Source organism: Ruminococcus sp. AF17-1AC (assembly GCF_003461385.1).
GTDB classification, from domain to species: Bacteria; Bacillota; Clostridia; order Oscillospirales; family Ruminococcaceae; genus Hominimerdicola; species Hominimerdicola aceti.
Window position 1 is genome coordinate 192,927 of the sequence record NZ_QTWZ01000003.1, and the last position, 20,966, is coordinate 213,892.

A 20,966-nucleotide genomic window follows, 5' to 3' on the forward strand; every position below is an offset into this window, starting at 1 on the left:
TTCGTATGTAGGGGCGACCTGAGGTCGCCCGTTGGTTTGATACTTTTGCGACAGATCGGGCTGTACAGTTATTTGGACTGTACAGCTTTTTATGTGTGAGGGATGTGAAAATTGGGGCGGCGGTATTGAAATTATTATTTTGTTGTGATATAATTGTACTAACTAGAACTGTGTAAATTCAGGAAGGATCTTTATGAGTATAAACAGCAATGAGGGCAATGATTTTTGCAACAGATATAATGAGGTGCTGAAAAGCGATAAGAAAAAAATGATCGCTGCGGCTGCTGCCTGCACTATAGTTATGGGAGCAGGCTTTGGGGGATATTTATACTACGGCGCTTATTATGCTTCGGGCTGGCACACCCATGACGGCTCGACTTATTATATTGTCAAGGAGACGGGAGAAAAGGCGCTTGGCTATCAGATAATAGACAACACCTGCTATCTTTTTGACGACAAGGGAAACGCTATGGCTGACGGCTGGCATAAGTATCGTGGGGACACTTACTATGTCAAAGACGGCGTTGTTCAGCGTGGAAAATTGAAAATAAAGGGAGAGGAATACTATTTCTCTGAGGAGTCGGGCATTTTCAGGACGGGTCTTTGCGAGATAAACGGCGGTGAATACTACTTTGACGATCACGGCTTCCCTGACACGGGTTTTGACAGCGACGGCGGTTATTACTATGACGAGAGCGGCAAGCGTGTGACAGGCTGGGCAAAGATAAACAATGTTCAGTATTATTTTCTCAAGAGCGGTGAGATGGCTAAGGGCTTTGTTGAGATAGAGGACAAGATATACTATTTTGATGATGACGACGGTCACATGGCCACAGGCTGGCAGGACATTGACGGAAAGAAGTATTATTTTTCTGAGAGCGGTGCTGTTCACAAGGGCTGGATGGAGCTTGAAAAGAAGTATTATTATTCTGATGAAGCTACAGGGGCTTGCGCTCAGGGCTTTGCGGAGATAGACGGTGAGAGCTATTATTTCAATGATAGCTGTGAAATGGTCAAGGGCTGGATAACAATTGACAAGAACAGATATCATTTTGCCGGTGACGGTAAAATGACTAAAGGCTGGTATGAAGAACCGCCTGAGAAGTATTATTTCAAGGGCGACGGCTCGGCAGGCAAGGGCTTTACCAAGATCAAGGACAAGTATTATTACTTTGATAAGAAAAATAGGCTCCTATCCGGCTGGAACGAGATAGGCGGAAATGTTTATTACTTCGGCAGAGGCGGCGTTGTGGCTGACGGCTGGGAGGATATTGACGAAGATACTTACTATTTTGATAAAAAGACCCATGTGGCAGCGACAGGTTGGACAAATACGGATCAGTACACTGATGATGAGAAAAAGAAAATAAAAGAGTTCAAATCCAATGTTTCAAAGCTTGTGAAGTTTGAGAAGGACGATTACAAAAAGGACGAGAAGCCTGACGAAAAAGAGACCCAAAAGCTTGAGGAGCTTGCGGACAAATTCGGCGAAAAGACATTCAATGCTTATGACAGAAAGGTTTATGAGAAGTTCGGAGGGGCGGTGTTCTATCAGTATTATTTCTACTCTGATCACACTCTTTGCACTGGATTTCATAAAATAAACGGTTATTACTTCTACTTCGATGAGGAGACGGGTAAGAAAGCTACGGGCTGGAAGACCATTGACGGAAAGAGATATTATTTTGGTTTGACAGGTGCGGCGGCTGTTGGCGAATTTGAGGAGGACGGGGACAAGAAATACACCTTCTCAAACGAGGGCGTGCTTGCAGACGGGATCGTTAAGATAGACGCTGAATGGAAGTTCAAGAAAGAGGACGGCTCTTGGGCTAAGTCGGAGTTTGTTACTTCAAAGGGAGAAACCTACTATATTGGTGAGGACGAGGCTGCACTTACAGGTTGGCACACTATTGAAGACAAGCTGTATCATTTTGACAATGACGGCAAGCTTTCAAAGGGGCTGTTCAGTGATGATTCAGGGCTTTACTACATTGACAAGAACGGCGCTCAGAAAGACAAGTGGGTAACAGCCGGCGACAAGACCTATTATTTTGACGGCGATGGCAAGGCAGTTTCAGGCTGGAGAGAAATAGACGGAACGGAGTTTTATTTTGACAGCGATCATGTTTTGCAGAATGAATGGACGACTATTGACGGAAAGAAATATTTCCTGCAGAATGGTGTTGCGTTGAGAGGTCCTGTATACATTGACGACAAGTATTACAACTTCGGTGAGGACGGATATCTAAAGTCCGGCTGGGTAAGCTGGCGTGGGCAGAAGTTCTACAACAACAAGAACGGCACTGTTGTGACAGGTTGGAAGAAGATAGGCGGAAAGCGATATTATTTCAATGATTATGGCATGATGCTCATAAACACTACTGTTGACGGATATAACATTAACAATGACGGAGTTGCGCATAAGGCAAAATAGCAATAAAAAGGACTGCTGTGGTTTAAGACAGCAGTCCTTTTGGTTTTGTATCAAATTTTTTCAAGCAGGCAGACCGCTGTGGCGGATATGCCTAGTTCCATGCCTGTGAAGCCTAGTTTTTCTTCGGTGGTCGCTTTAACTGATATTTGTGAAATATCGCAGCCGCAGGCTTCTGCTATACGCTCCCGCATGGAGGTGATATATGGGGCAAGCTTTGGCTTCTGTGCGCAGATGGTGGAGTCTATATTGCCTATTTTCCAGCCTTTTTCGGTCATAACGCTTATGACTTTTTCCATGAGCTTCATACTGTCTGCACCCTCATAGTTGGGGTCGTTATCGGGGAAAAGCTTGCCGATATCGCCCAGTGCCAATGCACCAAGTATGGAATCCATTATGGCGTGGGCAAGGACGTCTGCATCGGAATGTCCTAAAAGTCCCTTTTCATATGGAATATCCACGCCGCCGAGAATGAGCTTTCTGCCCTCGGTGAGCCTGTGAACGTCATAGCCGTGTCCTATACGCATTTTTTTGTTCCTCCTGTCCTAAAAATTGTACTGCTATATTTCCTCGTAGTTGCCTAAAAATTTGAAATATGAAAGTTCTGAATTAAGCTCGCTTATGAGCTTTGCCACGTCCGGAGAGGTTATTGCTCCCTCAAAATCGAGATAGAAAACAACGTCAAAATCGGTGTTGGCGATAGGACGGCTCTCTATCATGGAAAGGTTAAGGCCTGCCACGGAGAACTTGGTGAGAAGTCTGTATAGTGCAGATGAGGTATGCGGCAGTGCCAAGGACACTGACACGATATCAGCATTTTCCGAGCAGAGAGTTTCCTTTGAAATGAGAATAAATTTTGTGTAATTCTCGGCGGCGTTGGCTATATTATGCCTGAGTATCTCAAGATCGTTCTGCTGTGCGCAGGCTTCTGAGCAGATAGCGGCATACGGTTCATTGCTTTCTTTTATGTAGCACGCCGCAAGGGCAGTATTTGCGTATTTATGGCTTTTAAGTCCGTTCTGAGAAAGAAACTCAGAACACTGGCTGAGCGCCTGCTCGTGGGAATAGATTATTTTGATATCCCCAAAGCGTGTGCCTTTTTTTACGGCAAGACAGTGGGAGATCTTTACCTTAGTTGCTGCGCATATCTTGAAGTCATGCTTTTTCATAAGCTCATAGGTCTGACCGACCGAGCCTGCGGTGGAATTTGCTATGGGAAGTATGCCGAAATCCGCTGAGCCGTTTTCAACTGATGAAAAAACGTCCTCAAAATCTTCAAAGAACATTGGCTCAAAGTCGCTGAATATTTGCTTGCAGGCTATATGTGAATATGAGCCTGTGGTACCCGGTACGGCAACTTTTTTATGACCTGTCAAGTCCAACTTTTTGTACTCTATCTTATCTGAGTCTGCAAAAAACTCCTGGTACTGACGGCACTTTGAAATATCCATGATGTTTTGGAAGAACACTCTTGACGCACTTTCCAAGCCCTTTGGTGAGCTTTCTGTTACATGGTCAAGTATCTCGTTTTCACGCTTGCTCTGAAAAACAGGCATATTGTTTGCTATCTTATACTCAGCCACCTTGAAGCTTATCTGCATACGCTTATTGAAAAGCTCCTGAAGCTGGCTGTCTATATCGTTTATTTCATTTCTTAATTCCTGAAGATCCATTTTTACGCTCCTTAACAGACAGAATGATATTATTTTACCATATTTTCTGCCTTTATTCAAGAACTATTTTGTTAATTAAGGCTTTATCGAGTTTGGAAAACGGGATAACGGGCAGAGGGGTGATATCGGTCTGGGTGAGTATTTTTTCAAGCCAAACCATATGATAGCACTTGTTGAACTTAAAGGCACATCTATGGAACGTACCTGTTATGGTATAGCCCATTTTTTCATGGAACTTCACGCTGTCAAAGGTGAGATACTCGTCTTCTTTTTCGGGATATGCGACGCAGGCGTAGAGGTTTGTTATATGCTGTGCCGCAAGGAGCTTTTCAAGGGCGGAGTAGAGTTTTGCACCTATGCCTTTGCGGTGAAGCCCTTTTTTTACATAAACTGTGACTTCGACCGACCAATCATAGGCGGCTCTGTTTTTGAATACGCCTGCATAGGCGTAGCCTGCTATTTTGCCGTTTTCTACTGCGGCTATGTAGGGATAATTTGCGGATATGCGGCGGATCCGGTCGGAAAACTCCTCACTGTTGGGACGTCATACTCGAATGTTATGGCGGTGTCTTCAACATAGGGACGGTATATTTCAAGAAGCTCGTGAGCGTCCTTCTCGGTAACTGTTCTTATTGTCATAGCGTTCTCCTTATAGTACCATTAATACTGTGCCTGCAGTGATAAGCACCGCACCTATGGCTGATTTTACTGTGAAGTCCTCGTGGAGAAATATCACTGCAAGGATAAGGGTGATGACAACGCTGAGCTTGTCTATGGGGGCGACTTTTGAAACGCTGCCCATCTGGATAGCCTTATAATAGCATAGCCACGAAGCGCCTGTTGCAAGTCCTGAAAGGATAAGGAATACCCAGCTTTTTCTGCCAATAGAGCCTATGCCGCTTTGTGCGTGAGTGATGAACACCATGAGCCATGCCATAGCAAGCACAACGCAGGTGCGCAGTGCGGTGGCAAGATTTGAGTTTACTCCTTCAATGCCGACCTTTGCAAGGACAGAGGTGAGCGCTGCGAAAACAGCGGAGAGAAGCGCAAACACGAACCACATAATACCACTTTCTTTCGTGAAAAATTGTTTGCTTATGCTTTATTATAGCACCTAAAGGTGCTTTTTGCAATAGAATGAGCGGCAGGACGTGATATTTTACATCAGACCTGCCACTTATGCTTAGTTATTTGCGGCAAATATTTTTATCGTTCGTGAAAGTGCTGTTACCTGCTGAGGGGTACTGAATGCAGAGGGTGAGAAACGCACTGTTCCTTGCTCTATTGTGCCGAGGGTGGTATGGGTGACGGCGGCACACTGAAGTCCTCCACGGAGGGCGAAGCCTTTTTCGCTGAGATAGGAGGCGATCTCAGCGGAAGGGATATCACCGATGTTAAATGAAAGTATGGGGACTTTCTTTTGGTCTGCTTCATAGAACTTTATTTTGTCTATGTCTGAAAGCTGTTCGCAGAGCTGTTTGCAGAGTTTTTCTTCGTGGGCTTTTATTACGGCAGGGGTCTTTTGGCGGACGAACATTAGTCCCTCCCCAAGACCGATTATGCCCACTGTGTTGATTGTGCCGCTTTCAAGCTTTTCGGGGAGGAAAGGAGTCTGTTCAAGAAGTGCGGAGGTCGCACCTGTGCCGCCCTCGATTATGGTAGACAGAGAATATTCGCCGTCTGAAATAAGAAGCCCTGTGCCTGTTGGTCCGTAGAGGGCTTTGTGACCTGCGGCACAGAGAAAGTTGAAGCCGTCTGAGAGGGAAAGCTCCACAAGACCGCAGGCTTGTGCGCCGTCGGCTATAAAGCATATGCCGTTGGCTTTGCAAAGGGCGGCTAATTCACGGTATGGCATGAGCCTGCCTGTGACGTTTGAAGCCACTGTACAGCAGATACACTTAGTTTCGGGGGTGATAAGGCGGCGGAAGTTTTCTACTGTTTCGCTGTCTGTTTCACCTGTTCGGGCAATAGAATATTTTACGCCCCTTGTTTTTGAAAGGGCATAGACGGGTCTTGCTACTGCGTTATGCTCGTGGTCTGAGATTATCATATGGCCACCGTACTGCATGATGCCTTTTATCGCCATGTTAAGGGCGTGGGTACAGTTGGCGGTGAAAGCCACGTTTTCGGTCTGCGCACCAAACATTTCTGCCGCCTGCTGTCTGACGGTGAATATTTTTTCAGACACTCGCATGGAAAGCTTGTGACCGCTTCTGCCCGGGTTGCCGCCATAGCGTTCCACTGCCTGAGCGACGGCTTTTGCCACGGCAGGGGGCTTTGGGTAGGTAGTGGCGGAATTGTCAAAGTTTATTATGCTTCGGGTGTTTATTTTTCTCACCTCTTTTGCTATGATATGATACCCTTATGTGGTATGCGTTCGTTATCAAGTATTGCGGTTATCTCCTCGGCGGGGGCGGTGACTGATATGGAGTAGCCGCAGCCTGTTCCGAGGTTTTTGGGCGTTCTCTGTATCTCACAATAGTATTTTAAACCGTTCAGCAAGTTTTTTGCTTTCATTGCATAGGTTATGGAAGTCATGGCTATAAGACTCTTTTTCATTTTTGTTGCTCCTTTATGCTGTACTTGTCCGTATACGCTTTTACGAATACACTTCAGTATATGCCGTTCGTTGTTTGAGGGTGAACGCTGAAAGTTTTGTGAAAGGTAGGTGAAATTTGATAAAAGTTAATAGTCAGTTTAAATTTCGGGTGTACTATTTATAATATAAAAAAGGAAAGAGGTAAAAGCTTATGAACGGATTTATGTATAAGGTAGCGAGATTTTTTCAGGGCAGATATGGTATAGACAAGCTTTTTTACGGCATTTGCGGTGTGGCTGTGGTGCTTAGTGCGGCGAATTTGTTTGTAAGGTCGCTTATTTTACAGCTTATGGTATACGCTGTGCTGGTGCTGGCGGTGGTGAGGGCGATGTCGAGAAACTGCCAGAAGCGATACGAGGAGAACATGAAGTTTGAGAGGGCTTTCGGGGGAATTGGCAGGAAATTTTCATTCTGGAAGAGAAAGTTCGCTGACAGAAAGACCCATGTTTATATAAAGTGCGGTGTATGCAAAAAGACGTTAAGGCTTCCAAAGGTAAAGGGTGAACATACTGTGAAATGCCCTAACTGTGCAAATAAGTTCAAGGTGAAGATCTGACCTGTTGCGGAATTTTCGGAAATGTGCTATACTATATAATATAGTATGATACTGTAGGGGTGCAAAGACAATGGGAATGGGCTGTCTAGGACGCCGGCCCCTACGGGAGTGTGTCAGGTACGATTTTTTTTGCGAAAAGGGAGCGGCAGGAATGCAGAAAGTAAATTATCAGAAAATGCTGGAGGGCATTATAAAAAAACACGAGGAAAAGGGCGAAGTGCCGACTTTGCTTTTGCATAGCTGTTGTGCGCCGTGTTCTTCTTATGTGCTTGAATATCTGTCGCAGTATTTTAAGATAACGGTGTTTTACTACAATCCGAACATTTATCCCCGTGAGGAGTACGATAAGCGTGTGGCGGAGCTTCAAAGGCTTATTGCACAAATGCCTATGAAAAATCCTGTTACGTTCGTGGAGCGTGGGTATGACGAGGGTGAGTTTTTTCAGGCTGTTAAGGGCTTTGAGGATATACCTGAGGGCGGGGAGAGATGCTTTCGATGTTACAGGCTCAGGCTTGAACGGACGGCTCAGCTTGCCAGGGAGCTTGGCACAGATTATTTTACCACAACGCTGTCTATTTCACCATACAAGAATGCTCAGAAACTCAACGAGATATCGGAGGAGCTTGGGGAGATATATGATGTAAAGGCACTTCCTGCGGATTTCAAAAAGCGTGAGGGCTACAAGCGTTCCATTCAGCTTTCAGCAGAATATGGGCTTTACAGGCAGGATTATTGCGGTTGTATCTTTTCAAAAAGAGAGCATGAAAGACTGAATACGATTACATAAAAATCTGAATAAATATAAAAATATTAATGTTATGTAGAATGCTTGTACATACTGTGGTAATATATCTGGTGATATATAGCAAAAATAATATACAGATTTGTGAAAAATGGCTAAAGATATGTGGTTAATTTGTGAAAAACGTTTATTGAAATACTTGTAAATGTGTGTTACAATATAGTCAAGATGTATGTTGAGGAGATATCGCTCAATATGTATCTAAAAATTATTAACAAAGATGGAGGAAAAACAAATGAAAATCTCTAAGATTCTCGCTGGTATGTCAGCTGCTGCTCTTGCTGCATCAATGATGTCACTCGCAGCATTTGCTGATGAAACAGCTACTGTTAAGGCAGACCTCACTGGAGGTACTGTTTCTCTCATTGATGAGAAGGACGATGACGGTGTTGTTACAAAGACAGGTGTTCTTACAGGAACAAACGTTAAGCTTGCAGATGTTTGCGGTATTGATGTTAATGTAACAGTTGGTGCAGACTCAGCTGCAAAGATCGAGGCTGGAGACTGGATAGGCGGTGGACTTGGTTACAACTCTGAGTCAACTGGTTGGGCTTCAAAAGAGTGGTCATTCCAGGAGGGTGCTAAGGACGTAACAGGCGTTAAGGCTGCTGACGGTTCTTATGATTTTGTTCTGAAGGGAACAGATCCTGTATTTGCTGATACAGATACATATGCTCAGGTATGGCTCCAGAACTGGTCTACAAAGGACTTCACATTCAATGCGTTCACACTTCTTGACAAGGACGGCAATCCTATCCTTGTTGTAGAGTCTGACAAGGCACAGGGCGGAAACACTGTTGACCTTAGCGAATACAAGAAGCAGACTGAGGTTACACTTAACGGTGAGGGTAAGTCTACATCTGACGGTAATAAGGTAAGAATCAACATTAAGCACCCATGGTGTGACGATGCACACAAGGCTGATTTCAACCTTGTTGATGATTGGAGCGTATTTGCAGGTGCTGACGCTATTGCTGTTACAGTTGATATCTCAAATGTAACTGACGCTTTCACAGCTTATCCATGCTTCACAAATGGTATTGAGAACGGTATTGGTTATTGGGAAGCTTCTGATAACAACCCTGCTGTTACAGTAAACGCTGACGGCACATACACATTTATCGTTAAGTTCCCTTCAGCTCTTGAAATGGACGCAAATAATATGTTCTTTGACATTGCTACAGACCTCGCTGGTACAGACGGCGAAGATCCTGCTGTTAAGATGGCTGTTAAGAAGGTTGTAGTTCTCAACAAGAGTGATGCTGAGCCAGCAGATTCTTCTGAGTCAACAGCTGATTCAACAGATTCTGACGAGTCAAAGGTTATTCTTACAGATTCTTCAGACTCTAAGACTAACTCTGCTGCTACATCTTCTAAGGCTGCTAACAACGCATCTAACACAAACCCAAGCACAGGCGCTGCTGCTCTTGCTGCTGTAGGTGTTGCACTTGCTGGTGCTGCTGTAGTTGCTACTAAGAAGAGAAAGTAATCTGTAATTCAGATAATTCTTACTTAGAATAATTAAAGACCTGTCTTTCGGGACGGGTCTTTTTTTATTGCTTTTTTATCGAGGTAGTGGTATAATTGATCTATAAACTGCGGAGGTGTTTTTTATGCGTATAGTTTTTGATGATATTAAAGAGTGCCTTGCACCGAATTTCAAGGGCGGCGAGAAAAGCTTTGCAAGCAGGGCTTATTCTGACGGAAAGAACAAGATGATGAAAGGCAGGCTCGTGCCGGGGGCTTCTATCGGTCTGCACAGACATGAGGGCAACTGCGAGATGATATATGTTCTTGAGGGCAGTGGCAAAATGCTTTATGACGGCGGTGAGGAAAGACTGTCGGCAGGAGATTTCCATTACTGCCCCGAAGGTCATGAGCATAGCTTTATCAATGACGGCGACAGCGACCTTGTGTTTATTGCAGTTGTGCCAGCTCAGTAGATTTTTGCAGTTTTGTATCTGTGAAATAGTGGGTCAAAATGGCTCTGTAGTCTGAGCCTTTTTCTGCCATGGCGTTTGCACCATACTGGCTCATTCCTACGAGGTGTCCGAAGCCGTGAGAGGTGAAAGTGAATTTTGTGTTGGCAAAGGTGAACTCGAAACATGGCGAGGAGATATCAAGGATATCGCAGAAGGTGTTGGGCTGTATATCATAACCACAGACGGTCAGGCTCGTTACATAACCTGTGCCGTCTGTTTTTGTTTTGAGCCAACTATCAGCATTGGCGAGGGGAGTGAAATTAATATCGGGGAAGCGGTCAAGAAGCTTGTCTTGAAATTCCTTGGCGGTGAGCGTCTGGGTACATTCTGTGGTGACAAGGTCTTTATCAGCGGAGCTGTCTACTGACAGAAGATATGGGATATCCTCTCCCCATGCGTTTTTGGCGGATTGGGTATGACCGCTTGAGGCGGAGTGGAAGGCGACGATTATGGGTTCGCCTTCATAGGTGAGGATATCGTCTTTGACGGCGTTGACGGCAGATCTAACTTTTTTGTAGGCTTTTTCATAGTCGCTGCCGTAGTATTCTTTGGCTGCCTTTTCGGTAAAAAAGCTTTGGTAGAGGGTGCTGTCATCGCTGATGAGTGCGCCTTTTAAGGCGGGAGTAGGCGACTGGGCTTCGGAGAGCTGTCGGCGGCATATGTAGGTATGGGCGAGGACGGCTTGCGCTTTCAGGGCTTCTTCGTCAAAGTCCGCAGGCATTTGTGCAAGCACTGAGCCTATCATATATTCTTCAAGGGTGAAGTCTTCGGTCTTGCCGCTTTCGGTGAAATATACGGCTATTTTTTCTTTTTCTGCAAATGCAGGTTTCGATGCGGACTCGTTTGGACGAAGAAATACTATGGTCGGTATTATTATAAGGATAACAGCAAATACTGCCATTATCTGTATCAGGTCTTTCATATGGTTTGTCCTTTCTTTTTTGGGGTACTATATTATATTCATGCAGTGTAGCAAATATTCATACAGGGCGAATTTTTGTACTGCAAATTTTTCAATGGCGGAGATATGCGGTTTTAATTTGACAGGTTATCTTAATACTTGACAAAAATCTGAAAAAGGTGTATAATATAACTTATATTTATAATATACTTGAAAGTGAGATGATCTATTCAATGATAAATAATGCAGCAAGGTCGCTTTTATGCGAACAGTTTATAGCAAACAATACTATTGACCCTAAGCTTTATGACAGATATGTGGTAAAAAGAGGCTTGAGAAACTCTGACGGTACAGGTGTTATGGCAGGTCTTACTAATATCTGTAACGTACACGGATATGTGGTAAACGAGGGTGAGAAATCTCCTATTCAAGGTCAGCTTATCTTCCGTGGATACAACATCAATGATCTGGTGTCCAACGCTCAGAAAGAGGGACGTTTCGGCTATGAGGAGATAGTGTATCTGCTGCTCATGGGCGATCTGCCTAACAGGGTGGAGCTTGATGCGTTCAGAGAAATGATGGCTGAAAACAGACCTCTCCCTGACAACTTCTTTGAGGACATGATACTTAAAGCTCCGTCAAAGAACATCATGAATAAGATGGCGAGAGCAATTCTGGCTCTTTACTCTTATGACGATAATCCTGAGAACCGTTCTCCTGAGTATGAAATGGCTACGGCTATCTCTATAATCTCTAAATTGCCTAACATCATGGTTTCGGCTTATCAGGTAAAGAAGCGCTGTTATGACGGTGAAAGCTTGTTCATGCACCCTCTGATACCTACACATTCTACTGCGGAGATGATACTGTCGGCACTGCGTCCGGACAGACAGTTCACTGAGGAAGAGGCTAAGATACTTGATCTGCTTCTTATGCTCCACGCTGAACATGGCGGAGGAAATAACTCGACTTTTGCCTGCCGTGTGCTTACATCTTCCGGAACGGATCCTTATTCTGCATACTCTGCGGCTATCGGTTCGCTGAAAGGTCCACGTCATGGTGGCGCTAACCTGAAAGTGGCGGCAATGCACCAGTGCATAAAGGACAACGTTCAGAACTGGGAGGACGAGGGCGAGATCGCTGATTTCCTCACAAAGATACTCAACAAGGAAGCTTTTGACCACACTGGTCTTGTTTATGGCATGGGTCACGCTGTTTACACATTGTCTGACCCTAGAGCTGTCATACTCAGAGAGAATGCCAAGAAAATGGCTGAGAACACTGAGTTTGAGAGAGAATACAAGCTTCTTGAAGCGGTGGAAAGACTTACTCCTGAGCTGTTCAAGAAGGTCAAGGGCAGTGACAAGGCAATGTGCGCTAATGTTGATATGTACTCGGGCTTTGTTTACAGTATGCTGGGTATTCCTGAGGATCTTTATACTCCTATGTTTGCCGTTTCAAGAATGGCAGGCTGGTGTGCACACAGATTTGAAGAGCTTGTAACAGGCAAGAGGATAATCCGTCCTGCATACAAGGCTATCTCAGGTGAGAAGAAGTATATCCCATTGGACGAAAGATAAGCAAAATAATTTTTTACCTGTTCCTAATGGGCGGAAAAAGGCTTGAAATATTTTTGTGTATATGATATAATAGAATCGGGTATATGCCCGGTTCTATTTTTTGTTTGGTGTATCAGGAGGGATCGCTTGAAAAATCTTAAATTGGCTGCTGTTTGTCTTTCGTGTCTTACTATGACAGGCTGTTCGGCACTGAATTTTTCTGTTGAGGGACTTATAAACGCCCCGAAGCTTACCTCTGAGCAAAGCGAGATACATCAGGCGCTTATCGAGAGCGTGGGCAGCAATATAACTCTGAAATATCCTAAAAACGGTGAATACCGCTCGGCTTATGTTATCGCAAATATCGACGATGAGCCTACGGACGAGGCTATGGTCTTCTATGAGTACACTTCAAACGGATCTGAGGAGGACGGCTTGAGGGTGAACATTCTCGACAAGGACGAGAAAGGCAAGTGGTATTCTGTGAAAGAGCTTGCAGGCGCAGGCACTGACATAGATCAGGTCATTATCTCGCCTATGGGAAGTAATAACCAGACGGACGTTTTTGTGGGATATCAAAATCTTACTAATGATGAAAAGACCATGGAGATATACAGCTATACCGACGGAGATTTCAAGCGTGTGGCGCTTGATACTTATTCGGTGCTGGAGCCTTTGGATATAAACAATGATGGTTATATAGAGCTTATCACCATTCAGAGAAGCACCAATAATGATACAGGTGCGGTGACGGCAAAGGCTTCTATGCTCAACATGAAAAACAATGAGATAACCCGCGGCGAGAACGTTGATATGTGCGATAATGTGACTTCTTATGTGTCATCAAAGACGGGAATGCTTGACAGCGGCAGGCGTGCTATTTTTATTGACGGACTGACTGCTGACGGAAAATTGCAGACGGAGATAATATACTACAGATATTCGGGACTTCAAAATCCTATGCAGCTTAGAAGCGAAAAGCTGCTGCCTTTATGCACAAGACCAGCGGGCTACTACAGTGAGGACATGGACGGCGACGGTGATGTGGAGATACCGTCAACTTCGCCTATGGTGGGTTATGAAAACGCTGTGGCAGACGAAATGCTCTATATGACTACATGGAGCGTTTACGAGGATTTTTATGATCTGAAAACAAAATACACAGGCTATTATGCCATATCTGACGGATATTTTGTAACGTTCCCAAAACGCTGGAACAGTTCTGTTACGGTGAAAAAGGACAGCGACACAAACGAGCTTGTTTTCTATAAATACACGGGAGATATAAACGAGAGCAACGAGGAGATAATGCGTATCGCTGTGTCTTCAAAGAATGATTCGGAGGATCATATCTCTGACGGATATGAGCTTATCGACAGCAAGGGTCAGCTTGATTATTTTGTGAAGCTTCCTCTTGACAGGCGTGAAAAGCTCATACCGACTATTGACGAAATTCAGAATAATTTTTACATAATAAACTGATCTTGGAGAGGAGTAAATGTAATGAAAAGAGTTTTGGTTTGCGAGGACGAAGATTCAATTAGAGAATTTGTGGTCATAAACCTTGTAAGAAGCGGTTACGAGGTAGTTGACGTAAACTGCGGAGAGGACGCTCTCAAAGCCTATGACGAAAAGGACGGCGGCTTTGACGTTGCTCTGCTTGATATTATGATGCCCGGCATCGACGGAATGCAGGTGTGCAAGAAGATAAGAGAGAAAAGCAACACTATCGGCATTATCATGCTTTCGGCAAAATCACAGGAAATGGATAAGATATCATGCCTTATGAGCGGTGCTGACGATTATATCACAAAGCCGTTCTCTATTTCTGAACTTATTGCAAGAGTTGACGCTGTTTGCAGGCGTGTAAATCGTTCAGGCTCTAAGCCTGAGGAGGCTTCACAGATAGTTTCAGGTCCATTTACGCTTAATCTTAAGAGCAGAACTGTTTTCAAGAACGGTGAGCAGATAGACCTTACACAGGTGGAGTATCAGATAATGGAGTATTTCTTCAAAAATCAGAACACTGCACTTGACCGTTCAAGTATACTCAATCACATATGGGGCGAGAGCTATTACGGCGACGATAAGATAGTGGACGTGAATATCAGAAGAATAAGAATGAAGATAGAGGACGAGCCTTCTAATCCTAAGTATATCCTTACTATATGGGGCTTTGGCTACAAGTGGGCAGGCGGCTCTAACTGAGCTGTGAAAACATGATGAACGGAGTTTTTATCAGTTGAGCGGAAAAAAAAGAAAAAGCGGCAGACTCAGTATCACACAGCACTGGCTGAGGAACAATCTCGGGGTGGTCGTGGGAATACTTGTGGTGCTTGAAATACTGCTTATAGTGGCGGTGAGGAATTATTACTACAGCTCCACAAGGCAGTATCTTACATCTAAAATGAAGATAGTCACCACGGCGGTAGTGAACGCTTCAGGTGACGAGCAGACTAACTATAATTCTCAGATACGCTCCCTTGTGGAAAGCTATGACGAGAAAGACAAGATAGAGCTTATGGCTATCAAGACCGACGGTGAGGTCGATGTTACATCATCAGGCTTCTCTCCCTCGGAGAATGACAACATGGCCGATTATGAGGACGCAAAGAAGTCCGACACGGGAATAGGCACACAGATATATGAGCTGTCAACAGGGGAAAAGGTCATGGCGATAACGTCGGTCATATCTCCGAAGGGGAGCGAATATGAGGCGCTGAGAATGTTGTCTTCCATGAAAAATATCGACCATCAGATCTTTATTATGTCTATGATAATCACGGCTATCGTTGTGGCTGTCATAATGCTCATGTTTTTCTCGGGAATGTTTTTTATCAAATCTATTGTTTTGCCTATAAGAAGCATAAACAGCATAACAAGGCGGTATGCTACGGGAGATTTCAGCGAACGTCTTGAAAAGAAACGAAATGACGAGCTTGGCGAGCTTTGCGACTCTATCAACTACATGGCGCAGGAGCTTTCTAATACAGAACAGATGAAGAACGAGTTCATATCCTCTGTATCTCATGAGCTGAGAACTCCGCTTACCGCTATAAGGGGCTGGACGGAAACTGTTACCAGTATGTATGAGGACAAGGAAACCTTCAAGAAGGGTATGAGGGTCATCACAAGTGAGACGGAGAGGCTTTCGCAAATGGTCGAGGAGCTTCTTGACTTTTCGAGGATACAGGACAACAGACTCACGCTTATTATGGATACTATAGATATTCTTGCGGAGCTTGGGGAAACTGTGCTTATCTATCAGGAGAGGGCCAAGGCGCTTGGTATAACACTCAATTACTACGAGCCGAAAATGCTGCCGTTTGTTTACGGCGACAAGAACAGGCTTCGTCAGGTGTTCATAAATATTGTGGACAACGCTATCAAATACTCCAACAAGGGCGACACTGTATCGGTGGAGGCTTATGAGGAGGACAATGAGGTATGTATTTCCATTTCCGACACGGGTATGGGTATATCAAAGGAAGACCTGCCAAAGGTCAAGACGAAATTCTTTAAGGCGAACCATACAAGACGTGGTTCAGGAATAGGTCTTGCGGTGGCAGACGAGATCATTCAGCGGCATGGCGGTACGCTGGAGATAAACAGTGAGCAGGGAGTAGGTACAACAGTGATGATAACGCTCCCTTGTATCGAGCAGAAGAAAAAGCCTGACAATCAGGCAACTGTAGACGTGGAGCTTATTTCTTCTGAGCCTATCGAAAACAACGACAACGTGCAGTAGACGCACACACCGCCTTGAAAGGAAAGAAAATGAGCAGTAAAGCACAAAGCAAGGAAAAATTCAAGTCAAAGATCGGTGGACAGGCTGTTATCGAGGGCGTTATGATGCGTGGCATCCACAAGGCGGCTATGGCTTGCCGCCTGCCTGACGGCACCATAGACCTGGAGGAGTGGGCTATAAAAGGCGGAAAAGATACGCCTTGGTACAGGAAAACGCCTTTTGTGAGGGGCATTTTCAGCTTCCTTACTTCTCTTATAGACGGCTACAAGTGCCTTACAAGGTCGGCCGAGAAGCAGATGACGGAGGACGATGAGGAGGAGCAGACCAAGTTTGAACAGTGGCTGGACGATAAGCTTGGGGACAAGCTCGGACCTATTATCACGGCGATATCTATGGTGCTGGGTGTGGGTCTGGCGATATTGCTATTTATGTATCTGCCGTCGCTGGTGTCTAAATTCATAAGCAAGTTCATTGACCTGTCGGCTTTTGGAAAGAATCTTATCGAGGGAATACTGAAGATAGCTATTTTCATTGGCTACACGGCTTTGACTGCTCTTACTAAGGATATCAGGCGGACGTATGAGTATCACGGTGCTGAACACAAGACTATCGCTTGCTATGAGCATGAAGAAGAGCTGACGGTTGAGAATGTGAAGAAATACACACGTTTTCACCCTCGTTGCGGAACGAGCTTTATTTTCCTTGTGCTGTTCATAAGCATTTTTGTAAACACAATATTCAGAGTATCATGGGCAAGCATTTTGCTGAGAGTTGTTATAAAGATAGCGCTTCTGCCTATCGTTACGGGCATTGCTTACGAGCTTATAAGGCTTGCAGGAAGATATGACAATATTTTCACTAAGATAATCTCTGCACCGGGTCTGTGGATACAGAGGATAACTACAAGTGAGCCTGATGAAAGTCAGATAGAGTGTGCGATCGCAGCACTAAAGGCTTGCATACCTGAAAATAAGGAAGATGACAAATGGTAAAAAAGGAACTGTTCGATAAATGCGTGGGACTGCTTGAAGAAAGCGGTCTTGGCGAGAACGCTGTCTGCGAGGTCACATGGGTGTTTGAAGATGTGGCTGAGGGGGAGGATATCACTCCTGAGCAGGAAAAGCGTATAAGCGACATTGTCACACGTCGCTGTGAGGGCTATCCTTTGCAGTATCTCCTTGGACAGTGGGAGTTTTATGGTCTGCCTTTCAAGGTGGGCGAGGGCGTACTGATACCACGTCAGGACACGGAAACTATCGTTGACACGGCTTTGAAGATGTTTGCAGGCAAGAAGGATATCACTGTTATAGACCTTTGTTCAGGCTCGGGGTGCATTGGTATCACCCTTGAAAGGAAGCTTAACTGCGGTCGGGCAGTGTGTGTGGAGAAGTCTGAAAAGGCGGCAGAGTATCTCCGTGAGAATATAAGTCTGAACGGCTCGGGGGCTGAGATAGTCATGGGTGACGTTACAGACGAAAAGCTTGTGGAGGATATGCCTGAGGCTGACCTTATAGTGTGCAATCCCCCTTATCTCACAACAGAGGACATGGACGCTTTACAGCGTGAGGTCACTTTTGAGCCTGCGGAAGCTCTTTTCGGCGGTGAGGACGGCTTGGACTTCTATCGTGAGATAGTTCGCAAGTGGAAGAAAAAGCTTAAAAGCGGCGGCGTTATGCTCTTTGAGATCGGTATCGGTCAGGAGGACGAAGTAATGCGGCTGATGATACAGCACGGCTTTAAGAACGTGAGATGCAGGAAAGACTTGTGCGATGTTTACCGATGTGTTTCGGGCATTTATGAGAAATAGTACGAAAATTTGTACAGATAGATAAATTGCGGTTACTGTACAGACAAACGGACAGTTAGTGTGATATGATATAGATACGGATAAAACACCGATAAGATAGGGAGGTCATATAAAATGGCGATAGACAAGAAGAAAAAAGAAGCCGTTAAGACGGTAGTAAAAATAACTGACGCAGAGGAAAAGAAAAAGGCTCTTGACACAGCGATAGCATATATTGAAAAGCAGTTCGGCAAGGGTGCGATCATGAAGCTTGGCGAGGCTAAGGCTATGGATATCGAGGCTATACCGACAGGCTCTATGACTCTTGATATGGCGCTTGGTATTGGCGGCGTGCCGAGAGGAAGGATCATCGAGATATACGGGCCTGAGTCATCAGGTAAGACAACGGTCGCACTTCATGTTATCGCAGAAACGCAGAAAATGGGCGGCGAGGTAGCTTTTATCGACGTTGAGCATGCTCTTGACCCTGTTTATGCAGGTCAACTTGGCGTTGATATCGACAATATGCTGGTATCACAGCCTGACAGTGGTGAGCAGGCTTTGGAGATAGCCGAGGCTCTGGCTCGTTCCGGTGCTATCGACTGTATCGTTATCGACTCGGTTGCGGCAATGGTAACAAAATCTGAGATAGACGGCGAAATGGGTGACACTCACGTTGGTCAGCTTGCAAGACTTATGTCTCAGGCTATGAGAAAGCTCACATCTGTTATCGCAAAGTCCAATACAACGGCTATATTTATCAATCAGGTACGTGAGAAGATAGGCGTTATGTACGGAAACCCTGAAACTACTCCTGGTGGACGTGCTTTGAAGTTCTACGCTTCTGTAAGAATAGAGGTCAGACGTGGAGAGCAGATAAAGAACGGCTCTGAGGTCATTGGTAACAGAACAAAGTGCAAGGTGGTAAAGAACAAAGTGGCACCGCCGTTCAAGGAGTGCGAGTTCGATATCATGTATGGCAAGGGTATCTCCCGTGTGGGCGAGGTGCTTGACATGGCGGTCGATCTTGATGTGGTGAAGAAGGGCGGAGCTTGGTTCAGCTACAACGATATGAAGCTTGGTCAGGGACGTGACAACGCTAAGGAGTTCCTGCTGAACAATCCTGATATCATGGGCGAGATAGAAGCCAAGATAAAGGAACATCAGGCGGAGCTTGTGCTTGCGGCGCAGAAAGATAAAAAAGCCAAGAAGCTTGAAGAAAAGGCTAACGCAGGTGCGGCAGCTCAGAGTGCAAATGAGGACATGGCTGTTGATAAGCCTGAGAAGAAGATACGCAAGGCGGCAAGCGACAAGTCTGTTGTGGCAAAGCCTGAGGAGGACTTCGAGGAGTTCGCTCCTGTTGACATAAGCGAGCTTGGTGACTGATAAATGCTTAAAATAACGGGCGTTTCAAAATACAAGGGCAGCACATACATGATAGAGTTTGAGGAGGGCGAAACGGCTTTCCTCAACTACGAGATAGTGTCTGCCTATGGTCTGAGAGCAGGGCTTGATATGCCTGAGTCTGCTTGGGAGAAGATAGTTTTTGACAACGAGTTCAGAAAGGCAAAGGAAAGGGCTTTGTATCTCCTTGACTACAGGGACTATTCCTATGTGGAGCTTTATAAGAAGCTTGAAAAGAATTACAGTGAGGAGATATGCGACGCTGTAATGGATAAGATGCTGGAGCTTGGGACGGTCAATGACAGGCGGTATGCTCAGGGGCTTGCGAGGACTTATGTGGAAGTGCGTAAATACGGCTATTACCGTGCTTATCAGCAGATGAGACAGAAAGGGCTGACAAAGCCTATAATAGAGGAAGCTCTGGAGGAATACAGCGAGGGTACATATGAACGGCTGTATGAGCTTGTGGAGCGAAAGTATCTCAGATATCTTGACGGAGAAAAGGGTGACATAAAGGTAAAAAACGCCCTTGTGCGTTTGGGGTATTCATACGACATAATAAAAGAGGTGCTTGCTGACATAAAACAGGAGTACGGCGACGAATAAAGGAGCAAAGAATGAAAAAGATCATTTTTGCGGCGGCTATACTGAGTGCGGGTATCATGACAGGCTGTTCGCTGAGCTTTGACGGCACAGATAGCTCTCAGCCTGCGGAAAATGTTCAGGGCAGTGAGAACGCTGTGACAACGCAGGAAACTGATACGGAAAGCGAAGAAGCCGCTGACCCGCTTGAAGAGGCAAAGGACGTTGCGGCAATGTATCTTAAAGCCGCAAACGCTGAGTTTGACCAATCAATGGTAAAGCTTATGACAGACGATTATGCCGCTGACTATGAATATATGAAAAAGAACATGGGCGGCGACAATGAATACGGTGAGGACGAGCAGATAAGCGGAGTAAGATATAGCTTTGACAAGGATAAGTGCGGCTTTATTGACAAGGTGAACATCTCGGAGGAGTATTCAAAGGCGGCGGAGCTTTATGTGACCATAGCTTATGACAGCTCTGAGGGAGAGGTCACGTCATCGCAGTATATTCTTATGGTGCTTGACAAGGACAATGATTGGAAAGTTTGCTTTGCAGGCTCTAAGGCACAGGCTTACGCTGACGGCATAATCACTGACGAAAACTCGGAAAAGGCAGAGGCTAACGCTCAGGCGGTATATGAGGCGGCAGAAAAGGCGGTCAAGGAACTTTCAAAAGACAAGAGCTACAAGTTTGAGTACATGAACTACATTTCCACAGAGACGGACAAGTTCATAGAAAAGATAAAGGAACAGCTTCCTGAGGAGCTTAAAGACACATATTTCACTGTTTTTATTGATGAAGGAAAGCTTGATTATGTTGTTTGGTCGCAGGAAGCAGGGTCAGAGATAACTGTTACTTACCCTGAGAAGAAAGACTGACGGCGCAAAATGTAGGTTTGTCAATCATATTGGACACTATTATTAAGAAATTCGATAGG

At 45.0% G+C, this 20,966-nt stretch carries 20 protein-coding genes and 1 pseudogene; 14 read left to right on the forward strand and 7 right to left on the reverse strand.

Annotated features, from left to right (window positions below):
* Window positions 1-193: 193 nt before the first annotated feature.
* Window positions 194-2,434: a cell wall-binding protein gene (locus DWW81_RS03710; RefSeq protein WP_117896641.1), complete on the forward strand. Its 2,241-nt coding sequence runs from the start codon at window positions 194-196 to the stop codon at window positions 2,432-2,434.
* A 50-nt stretch (window positions 2,435-2,484) separates the two neighbouring features.
* On the opposite strand, the gene ispF is transcribed toward DWW81_RS03710, so the two are convergent.
* The 6 genes and pseudogenes from ispF to DWW81_RS03740 form a co-directional block, all read right to left on the reverse strand.
* Window positions 2,485-2,958, reverse strand: coding sequence for a 2-C-methyl-D-erythritol 2,4-cyclodiphosphate synthase (gene ispF / locus DWW81_RS03715; protein ID WP_117896640.1), 474 nt, complete (start codon window positions 2,956-2,958; stop codon window positions 2,485-2,487).
* Window positions 2,959-2,991: 33 nt separating this feature from the next.
* Window positions 2,992-4,104: a bifunctional chorismate mutase/prephenate dehydratase gene (locus DWW81_RS03720; protein WP_117896639.1), complete on the reverse strand. Its 1,113-nt coding sequence runs from the start codon at window positions 4,102-4,104 to the stop codon at window positions 2,992-2,994.
* Between the two features lie 211 nt (window positions 4,105-4,315).
* Window positions 4,316-4,618: pseudogene (locus DWW81_RS13735) on the reverse strand (GNAT family N-acetyltransferase); the annotation flags it as partial.
* A gap of 135 nt (window positions 4,619-4,753) precedes the next feature.
* Entirely contained in the window at window positions 4,754-5,167 is a 414-nt protein-coding gene (locus tag DWW81_RS03730) for an EamA family transporter (protein ID WP_181979810.1), read from the reverse strand.
* Window positions 5,168-5,287: 120 nt separating this feature from the next.
* Complete coding sequence (locus DWW81_RS03735; protein WP_242989555.1) at window positions 5,288-6,442, reverse strand: aminotransferase class V-fold PLP-dependent enzyme; 1,155 nt, start codon at window positions 6,440-6,442, stop codon at window positions 5,288-5,290.
* Window positions 6,443-6,450: 8 nt separating this feature from the next.
* Entirely contained in the window at window positions 6,451-6,663 is a 213-nt protein-coding gene (locus tag DWW81_RS03740; RefSeq protein ID WP_117896638.1) for a DUF3343 domain-containing protein, read from the reverse strand.
* 191 nt (window positions 6,664-6,854) lie between these two features.
* On the opposite strand from DWW81_RS03740, the gene DWW81_RS03745 reads away from it, so the two are divergent.
* From DWW81_RS03745 to DWW81_RS03760, 4 genes are all read left to right on the forward strand, one after another.
* On the forward strand, window positions 6,855-7,259 hold the full coding sequence (locus tag DWW81_RS03745; protein WP_022287070.1) for a hypothetical protein: 405 nt from the start codon (window positions 6,855-6,857) through the stop codon (window positions 7,257-7,259).
* A 151-nt stretch (window positions 7,260-7,410) separates the two neighbouring features.
* Window positions 7,411-8,046 (forward strand): epoxyqueuosine reductase QueH, encoded by a 636-nt coding sequence (locus tag DWW81_RS03750; RefSeq protein WP_117896637.1) that lies wholly within the window; start codon window positions 7,411-7,413, stop codon window positions 8,044-8,046.
* A gap of 250 nt (window positions 8,047-8,296) precedes the next feature.
* A complete protein-coding gene (locus tag DWW81_RS03755; RefSeq protein ID WP_117896636.1) occupies window positions 8,297-9,550 on the forward strand; it encodes an NPXTG-anchored protein in 1,254 nt (417 codons plus the stop codon).
* A 124-nt stretch (window positions 9,551-9,674) separates the two neighbouring features.
* A complete protein-coding gene (locus tag DWW81_RS03760; protein WP_117896635.1) occupies window positions 9,675-10,004 on the forward strand; it encodes a cupin domain-containing protein in 330 nt (109 codons plus the stop codon).
* Here DWW81_RS03760 and spoIID read toward each other — a convergent pair.
* Window positions 9,979-10,965, reverse strand: coding sequence for a stage II sporulation protein D (gene spoIID, locus DWW81_RS03765; protein ID WP_117896634.1), 987 nt, complete (start codon window positions 10,963-10,965; stop codon window positions 9,979-9,981). The two genes, DWW81_RS03760 and spoIID, sit on opposite strands and share 26 nt — an antisense overlap.
* 212 nt (window positions 10,966-11,177) lie before the next feature.
* Between spoIID and DWW81_RS03770 the strand changes: the two genes are divergently transcribed.
* The 9 genes from DWW81_RS03770 (at window position 11,178) to DWW81_RS03810 (ending at window position 20,907) form a co-directional block, all read left to right on the forward strand.
* The gene (locus tag DWW81_RS03770) at window positions 11,178-12,524 is read left to right on the forward strand and encodes a citrate/2-methylcitrate synthase (protein WP_117896754.1); all 1,347 of its coding nucleotides are present in this window, start codon (window positions 11,178-11,180) and stop codon (window positions 12,522-12,524) included.
* Between the two features lie 126 nt (window positions 12,525-12,650).
* Window positions 12,651-13,985: a hypothetical protein gene (locus tag DWW81_RS03775; RefSeq protein WP_242989554.1), complete on the forward strand. Its 1,335-nt coding sequence runs from the start codon at window positions 12,651-12,653 to the stop codon at window positions 13,983-13,985.
* A 21-nt stretch (window positions 13,986-14,006) separates the two neighbouring features.
* Complete coding sequence (locus DWW81_RS03780) at window positions 14,007-14,711, forward strand: response regulator transcription factor (protein ID WP_022287063.1); 705 nt, start codon at window positions 14,007-14,009, stop codon at window positions 14,709-14,711.
* A gap of 34 nt (window positions 14,712-14,745) precedes the next feature.
* Window positions 14,746-16,251 carry a HAMP domain-containing sensor histidine kinase gene (locus DWW81_RS03785; protein ID WP_117896633.1) on the forward strand — a complete coding sequence of 502 codons (1,506 nt, stop codon included), beginning with the start codon at window positions 14,746-14,748 and terminating at the stop codon, window positions 16,249-16,251.
* Window positions 16,252-16,280: 29 nt separating this feature from the next.
* Window positions 16,281-17,243: a DUF1385 domain-containing protein gene (locus DWW81_RS03790; protein WP_117896632.1), complete on the forward strand. Its 963-nt coding sequence runs from the start codon at window positions 16,281-16,283 to the stop codon at window positions 17,241-17,243.
* Complete coding sequence (gene prmC, locus DWW81_RS03795) at window positions 17,237-18,058, forward strand: peptide chain release factor N(5)-glutamine methyltransferase (RefSeq protein ID WP_117896631.1); 822 nt, start codon at window positions 17,237-17,239, stop codon at window positions 18,056-18,058. Before DWW81_RS03790 ends, prmC begins: the two co-directional genes overlap by 7 nt.
* Before the next feature lie 114 nt (window positions 18,059-18,172).
* Complete coding sequence (gene recA / locus DWW81_RS03800; RefSeq protein WP_117896630.1) at window positions 18,173-19,423, forward strand: recombinase RecA; 1,251 nt, start codon at window positions 18,173-18,175, stop codon at window positions 19,421-19,423.
* 3 nt (window positions 19,424-19,426) lie between these two features.
* The gene (locus DWW81_RS03805; protein WP_117863259.1) at window positions 19,427-20,047 is read left to right on the forward strand and encodes a regulatory protein RecX; all 621 of its coding nucleotides are present in this window, start codon (window positions 19,427-19,429) and stop codon (window positions 20,045-20,047) included.
* Window positions 20,048-20,058: 11 nt separating this feature from the next.
* On the forward strand, window positions 20,059-20,907 hold the full coding sequence (locus DWW81_RS03810; RefSeq protein ID WP_117896629.1) for a hypothetical protein: 849 nt from the start codon (window positions 20,059-20,061) through the stop codon (window positions 20,905-20,907).
* Window positions 20,908-20,966 lie beyond the last annotated feature (59 nt).